Annotated in this window: 6 protein-coding genes and 1 tRNA gene; 3 read left to right on the top strand and 4 right to left on the bottom strand. The window is 71.6% G+C overall.

Annotated features, from left to right (window positions below; translation table 11 throughout):
* On the bottom strand, window positions 1-809 hold an 809-nt coding region (locus DQW06_RS26085), incomplete at its 3' end, for an MFS transporter (protein WP_157983612.1).
* A complete protein-coding gene (locus DQW06_RS26080; RefSeq protein WP_117199491.1) occupies window positions 806-2,299 on the bottom strand; it encodes an FAD-dependent oxidoreductase in 1,494 nt (497 codons plus the stop codon). The genes DQW06_RS26080 and DQW06_RS26085, both read right to left, overlap by 4 nt.
* 88 nt (window positions 2,300-2,387) lie before the next feature.
* On the opposite strand from DQW06_RS26080, the gene DQW06_RS26075 reads away from it, so the two are divergent.
* Both DQW06_RS26075 and DQW06_RS26070 read left to right on the top strand, forming a co-directional pair.
* A complete protein-coding gene (locus DQW06_RS26075; protein ID WP_083555326.1) occupies window positions 2,388-3,296 on the top strand; it encodes a metalloregulator ArsR/SmtB family transcription factor in 909 nt (302 codons plus the stop codon).
* A gap of 383 nt (window positions 3,297-3,679) precedes the next feature.
* Window positions 3,680-3,752: transfer RNA gene (locus tag DQW06_RS26070), tRNA-Lys, on the top strand.
* Between the two features lie 255 nt (window positions 3,753-4,007).
* Here DQW06_RS26070 and DQW06_RS26065 read toward each other — a convergent pair.
* Both DQW06_RS26065 and DQW06_RS26060 read right to left on the bottom strand, forming a co-directional pair.
* On the bottom strand, window positions 4,008-4,214 hold the full coding sequence (locus tag DQW06_RS26065; protein ID WP_232833160.1) for a GNAT family N-acetyltransferase: 207 nt from the start codon (window positions 4,212-4,214) through the stop codon (window positions 4,008-4,010).
* Between the two features lie 74 nt (window positions 4,215-4,288).
* Window positions 4,289-5,071, bottom strand: coding sequence for an SDR family NAD(P)-dependent oxidoreductase (locus DQW06_RS26060; RefSeq protein ID WP_013155475.1), 783 nt, complete (start codon window positions 5,069-5,071; stop codon window positions 4,289-4,291).
* A 109-nt stretch (window positions 5,072-5,180) separates the two neighbouring features.
* On the opposite strand from DQW06_RS26060, the gene DQW06_RS26055 reads away from it, so the two are divergent.
* The gene (locus DQW06_RS26055; RefSeq protein ID WP_013155474.1) at window positions 5,181-5,816 is read left to right on the top strand and encodes a TetR/AcrR family transcriptional regulator; all 636 of its coding nucleotides are present in this window, start codon (window positions 5,181-5,183) and stop codon (window positions 5,814-5,816) included.
* Window positions 5,817-6,325: the final 509 nt, after the last annotated feature.

Below are 6,325 nucleotides of genomic sequence, written 5' to 3'. Positions count from 1 at the left end.
ACACCGCCCGCCCCCAGGGCCCAGGCCGCTTCCGCCGTGCCGAAACCCTGTTCATCCAGCAGGGGGACGATGTTGACCACGACCGCGTAGACGGTGAAGGACCCCAGGGCCAGAGCCGTCGTCAGAGCCCAGAACACCCGACCGCGCACCACGGCACGCGCGCCCTGCCCTCGGCCCCTCTGCTGCCCGGCGCCGTCGGCGACCCAGCCCTGTGGCAGGGCGAAGGCGTGCAGGGGCACCACCACGACCAGGAGCACGGCCGCGAGTACCAGGTAGGCGGTCCGCCACCCCCAGACTCCTTCCAGGAACGCGGTCAGGGGAGCGAAGACGGTGCTGGCCAGACCGGCGGCCAGGGTCAGCGCGGTCAGGGCCCGGACCTTCGCCCTTCCGTACCACTGGGTCAGGGCGGCGAAGGCCGGAGGGTAGAACAGTCCGGCCATCGCCGCTCCGGCCACCAGCCAGGCGGCGGCGAAGCCCCACAGGTTCGGGGCCAGGGCGAGGGCCGCCACGGCGGGAGCCGCGGCCAGGGCAGCCGCCGTCATCGCCGGGCGCGGGCCCCGGGCCTGCACCCAGCGTCCCACCGGGATGCCCGCCAGTCCCGCCATGACCTGGGAGGCGGAGAACAGCGCGGTCACCGCGGTCAGGGACCATCCGGTGTCGGCGGTGATGCTCGGCGCCAGGACGGGGAAGGCGTAGAACAGCACCCCGTAGCCGGTGGTGACGGTGACGCACAGGACCGCCAGGCCCCGGCGCGCACCGACCACGGCGGGTGCGGGCGCGCCGGAGGCCCGACCGGACACAGGTGTCACGAGACCCGGTCCGGTTCCCCCAGGCCGACCTGCTGTGACGACGGGTCGGAGCAGCAGCCGTTCCCGGCGGACGGAGCCGTTTTCTCGACGGGCACGGTGCGGCGGTCGCCGAGGGAGAGCACCGGCACCTCCGAGACGGCCAGGCCGCCGCAGCAACCGCCCTCCTGCGCCGCGGACTCCCGCGCGGCCTCGGGCGCGGGACCGCAGCAGCCGCCGCTCTCGGCCGCCGCGTCCGGCTCCTCGGGCAGGCCTCCGCCGCTGCACACCCCCGTCTCGGGCAGGACCAGCTCCACGCGGGCGGCCGCCTCGCGGTCCCCGGCCAGATGGGCGGCGATGCTGCGGACCTGTTCGTAGCCGGTCAGGGCCAGGAAGGTCGGGGCGCGCCCGTAGGACTTCATCCCGGCCAGGAAGAACCCCTCCTCAGGATGGGAGAGCTCGGCGGCGCCGTGGGGGTAGACGGTGCCGCAGGAGTGCACGTTGGGGTCGATGAGCGGGGCGAGTTCCACCGGCGCCTGGAGGGTGCTGTCCAGGCCCAGGCGGATCTCGGACAGGAAGGACAGGTCGGGGCGGAATCCGGTGAGGGCGACCACCTCGTCCACGGGCTCCAGCTCCAGGCCCCCCTCGTCGGCCAGCACGAGGCGTCCGTCCCGCTCCGTGCGGACCTCGGCGGTACGGAATCCGGTGACCACCCGGATGTGCCCGGCCTCCACGGCCTCGCGGGCGCGCTGGCCGAGCGCGCCGCGCGCGGCCAGCTGGTCGGCCGCGCCACCGCCGAAGGCATCGCCGATCTCCTCCCGGCGCAGCACCCACACCGCCTCGGTGCCGGGTTCCTCCCCGGCCAACGTGGCCAGGCCGACCAGGGCGGTCAGCGCCGAGTGCCCCTTGCCGACGACCGCCGTGGTCCGACCCGCGTACCGGGCCCGTCCGGCTGGGCTGGCGGTGTCGGGAATGCGGTACGAGACGTGTTCGGCGGCCGTCGACTCGCCCAGCGCGGGCAGCCCGTCACCGCCCACCGGGTTGGGCGTGCCCCAGGTGCCGGAGGCGTCGACCACCGCGCGGGCCAGGATCCGCTCCTCGCCCCGGTCGGTGCGAAGGCGCACGGTGAAGGGCTGCTCCCCGCGCCCGGCGTCCACGACCCGGTCCCGGCCCGTGCGGCTCACGCCGGTCACCTCGGCGCCGAAGCGGACCCGTTCGCCCAAGGCCCCGGCCAGGGGAGCGAGGTAGGCATCGACCCACTCGCGGCCGGTCGGGTAGCCCGCGTCGTCCGGACGCCGCCAACCGGTGGCGGTGAGCAGCTTCTCCGCGGCCGGGTCCACCAGGTCGCGCCACATCGAGAACAGGCGCACGTGACCCCATTCGGACACGGCGGCACCGGCTCGATCGCCCTTCTCCAGGACCAGGACCGGCAGGTCGCGCGCGACCAGCTCCGCCGCGGCCGCGAGTCCCACCGGACCGGCGCCGATCACCACGACCGGACGTTGTGCGTCCATGACGCCCTCCTCTTTCATTGACTGGCGTCTATGGATCGGGACTCTATCGACGGAAGTCGATGGACGCAACCATAGATCTTCGTCGATAATGGGTGCCATGACTGTGACGACGCCCGAGCGCGAAGGCGGCCTCCTCCCCGCCACTGACGCCGAGACCTACGCCGCCTGGTTCGCCTGCCTGGCCGAACCCATGCGCGTCCGGCTCCTGCACGCCATCGCCACCACCCCCGGCTCGGTCAGCGTGGGCCAGCTCGCCGAGATGGTGGAGGTCCGCCAGCCCACCGTCTCCCACCACCTGCGCAAGCTCGCCGAGGTCGGGTTCGTGACCCTCACCAAGGCGGGCACCTCCACCCGGGTCGCGGTCAACCCCGCCTGCTGCACCGGCCTGCCGCACGCCGCCGACGCGGTGATGGGCATGCTCAACGCCCGCCCGTGCTGCCCCACCGACCTGCCCGCCGACGTCACCACCCGCGCCATGGCCGACGCCGACCTGGACGCGGTCCGGGAGATCTACGCCCAGGGCATCGCCAGCGGCCACGCCACCTTCGAGACCGAGGTCCCCGGAGCGGACGCGCTGAAGGACCGGTGGACGCCCGGGCACCGCTGGGTGGCCGAGTCGGGCGGCCGCGTCGTCGGCTGGGCCGCCGCCTCACCCGTCTCCGCCCGCGAGGTCTACGCCGGGGTGGCCGAGACCTCGGTCTACGTCGCCGAGGACGCGCGCGGCCGGGGCGTGGGCAAGGCGCTGCTGTACCGGCAGGTCACCGAGGCCGACACGGCGGGGCTGTGGACGCTCCAGACCTCGATCTTCCCCGAGAACCGCGCCAGCCTGGCCCTGCACCACCAGGCGGGCTACCGCACCGTGGGCGTGCGCGAGCGCGTCGCCCGCCACCACGGGATCTGGCGCGACACCGTCCTGCTGGAGCGGCGGCGCCCGGAGGAGGGCGCCGGGCCCGGCGAGGTCCCCTGCGCCGACGGTTCGGGCTGCCCGCCGGCCTGATCCCGCCAGTGCGGAGCGGTGAGAGCGGTTGGGTGAGACGCACGATCGCCACCGCTCCGTGACGGGGCGCACGGGGCCCTGCCGGAGGGCCGTGCCTATGCCGTAGCCGCGGTAGCCCAAGTGGTCGCGGCCGGGCTCGGGCACGACACCGCGCTCGTGTTGGGGCGGAAGGTGCGCGTGGTGCCGGGAAACCGGCGGACTCCCCTGTCGCGTGGGTGTGCTCCACGTCAGCGCGCGGTTCCGTCGCGGGGACCCGTCGGCCAGGGTCCGCCGATCGGGGGGTAAGCCCTTGCCCCGCCGGGTGTACCGGCCGTCCAGAGCCCGTATGGCTGCGGTAGAGTTGGCTCCGGCGATGGCTGGGACCATGCTCCGAGCCGTATCGCGGGCCTCTAGCTCAATTGGCAGAGCAACGGACTTTTAATCCGTGGGTTCAGGGTTCGAGCCCCTGGGGGCCTACCCGCAAAACCCCAGGCCAGAGGCTGTTTTCGAGGTCCTCGCCCTGGGGTTTTCGTGCGTCTGGGGCCGTCTGGTCGCTCCGTGTGTGCCCTCCAGCCTCGGCCGCGCCTCCACCTCGACGGAGCACACCGGAGCAACAGCGCGCCCGAACCCACTCAGACCGGTCCCTAACGCCTCGGCCGGTCCGAAGTCCGCTGGCCACGGCCCGCGCCCCACGGACGCATACGCTCGCCGAGCACAGCGGGCACTGGAGGTTCACATCCGGAACTGGGCCTTGACGAGTGAGGGACCCTCGAACTCCTCGGGGACGGCGTCCATCAGCACCTCGTTGACGGTCTCGCCCAGCCACTGGTTGGAGTTGCGCCGCATCCCCTGCCGCTTGAACCCCGCCTTCTCGTAGGCGCGGATCGCCCCGGCGTTGGGCTCGATGACGGTCAGGTACACGCACCTCAGGTTGGTCACGTGGAAGGCGTAGTCTGCGCCTCGCCGTGGCGTCGCTGAGGAGGCGGTGCCGTTCAGGGCGGCTGGCGATCCGGTCAGGCTGCCGCCGTGTCGGGTTGCAGGGCGGGGCCGAGCAGGAGCCCGCCGTCCGCGACGAACTCCGAGCCCGTGACGAACGAGGCGTCGGCCGAGGTGAGGTAGAGGAGGAGTGCGGTGATGTCGGCCGGGGTTCCCATTCGGGGGATGGCGTACGGCTCGGGCGAGTAGAAGTCGGCGATGGGCGGCTGACCGGCGATCGGTTCGTTGACCAACGGGGTGGAGATGACGCCGGGGTGGATGGAGTTGACCCGGATGCCGTCTCGACCCAGCTCCAGCGCGGCGGTCCTGGTGAGCCCGCGCAACGCCCACTTGCTGGCGACGTACGGCGCGTAGAGCGAGGTGCCGGCGTGGGCCATCGTGGAGGCGATGTTGACGATCACTCCGCCGCCGTTGCGGCGCAGTGACGGGGTCACGGTCTTGGTGCCGAGAAACGTGCCGGTGAGGTTGACGTCGAGTACGCGGTCCCAGACCCGCCGTTCGGTGGCCTCGATCGGCACCGCGGGGTTCTGGACGCCGGCGTTGTTGACCAGGATCCCGATCGGACCGAACCGGCGTTCGGTCTCGGTGACCGCCGCCGCCCAGGCGTCCTCGTCGGTGACGTCCAGACGAACGAACAGTGCCCGCTCGCCGAGTTCGGCGGCGAGCTCCTTGCCAGGCCCTTCGGAGAGCGCGGCGATGACAACGTTCGCCCCCTCCTCGTGGTAGGCCCGAACGTGGCTGGCCCCCTGCCCGCCAGTGCCGCCGGTGACGAGAACGGTCTGCTTGTCGAAGCGTCCCATGACGCGGTCCTCCCTGCGAAACAATGGTGAGTCGAGTGACTCGCCTCGCCAAAGCTACGTACATGACGGGTGGTGAGTCAAGTGGCTCGCCTCGCGTAGAGTGGCACCCATGACGACGGAGCCCTCGCCCTACCACCGGCGCGTCGCCGAGCAGAAGCGGGCGGCCATCATCAAGGCCGCCACCCGACTGTTCCTCGACGCCGGGTACGCCGGCACCTCACTGGCCAAGGTCGCCGAGGCGGCCGGGGTGTCGAAGGCGACTCTGTTCAAGCAGTTCCCGACCAAGGCGGCTCTGTTCGACGCGATCGTGACGGAGTCCTGGACGGTTGAGGACGACGGAGACCTCCGCCCGCCGACGGGCGACCTGCGGGCGGGCCTGACGGCGATCGGCCGCCGGTACGTCACCCTCCTCGCCCAGCCCGGCATGGCGGCCCTCTTCCGCATCGTCATCGCCGAACTGCCGCGCTTCCCCGAGTTGGGCGAAGCCCACTTCGAGCGCGGCAAGATGCCCTACTTCGACTCGGTGCGCCGCTATCTCGACGCCGAGAACGCCCTGGGCACGGCCAAGCTGGACGACACGGAACTGGCGGCGACCCAGTTCCTCGGGATGATCTCCAACTACGTCTTCTGGCCCCGGATGCTGCTCATCGACTGGTCGCCTGACGACGCATCGATGGCACGCGTCGTGGACGAGGCCGTACTGATGATGGAGGCCAGATACGGCGCGGCGAACACCACCGGCTGAAGCAGCCGTGCGCGGCGCGTGAAGGCCGGTCGGCGGGTCGGCAACGTTGCTCCGACCGGACCGGCACCGCGACGAACGCCGGGGGCGAAGAGGGGCGCGGTGGTGATCGCGGAAAAACGGGCGGATCTGGCCGTGGCCTGTGCCCAACTCCCGTGCCCGACGGGCGGCCACCCGGCGCCGGGTCGGGCGGGGCGGCCTGGGGGTTTCCCGAAAACAGGATCTGAGTTTTCCCGGCCTAGAAAAAATACTTCGGCCACAACACATTTCCTCTAACCCCTGTACTACGCATTTCGGTGTCCTGCGGCACACCGCTTTTTCAGGACAGGAGGATTCCTGTGTGATAGGTTCTAAGGAGTTGCAGTCGTGAACCCCGATGGACTCCATCTCTTCGGGCGATCACCGCGGTGACGGGAAAATCGTCATCCGCGGTTTTCTTCATGCTCCGAACGAGAGGTATCCCTATGGCGACCGGTACGGTCAAGTGGTTCAACGGCGAAAAGGGCTTCGGC

Origin of the sequence: Nocardiopsis sp. TNDT3, from assembly GCF_003427465.1 — a bacterium.
GTDB classification, from domain to species: domain Bacteria; phylum Actinomycetota; class Actinomycetes; order Streptosporangiales; family Streptosporangiaceae; genus Nocardiopsis; species Nocardiopsis dassonvillei.
Note: the sequence above shows the minus strand (reverse complement) of the source record. Positions and strands in the feature narration are given on the sequence as shown.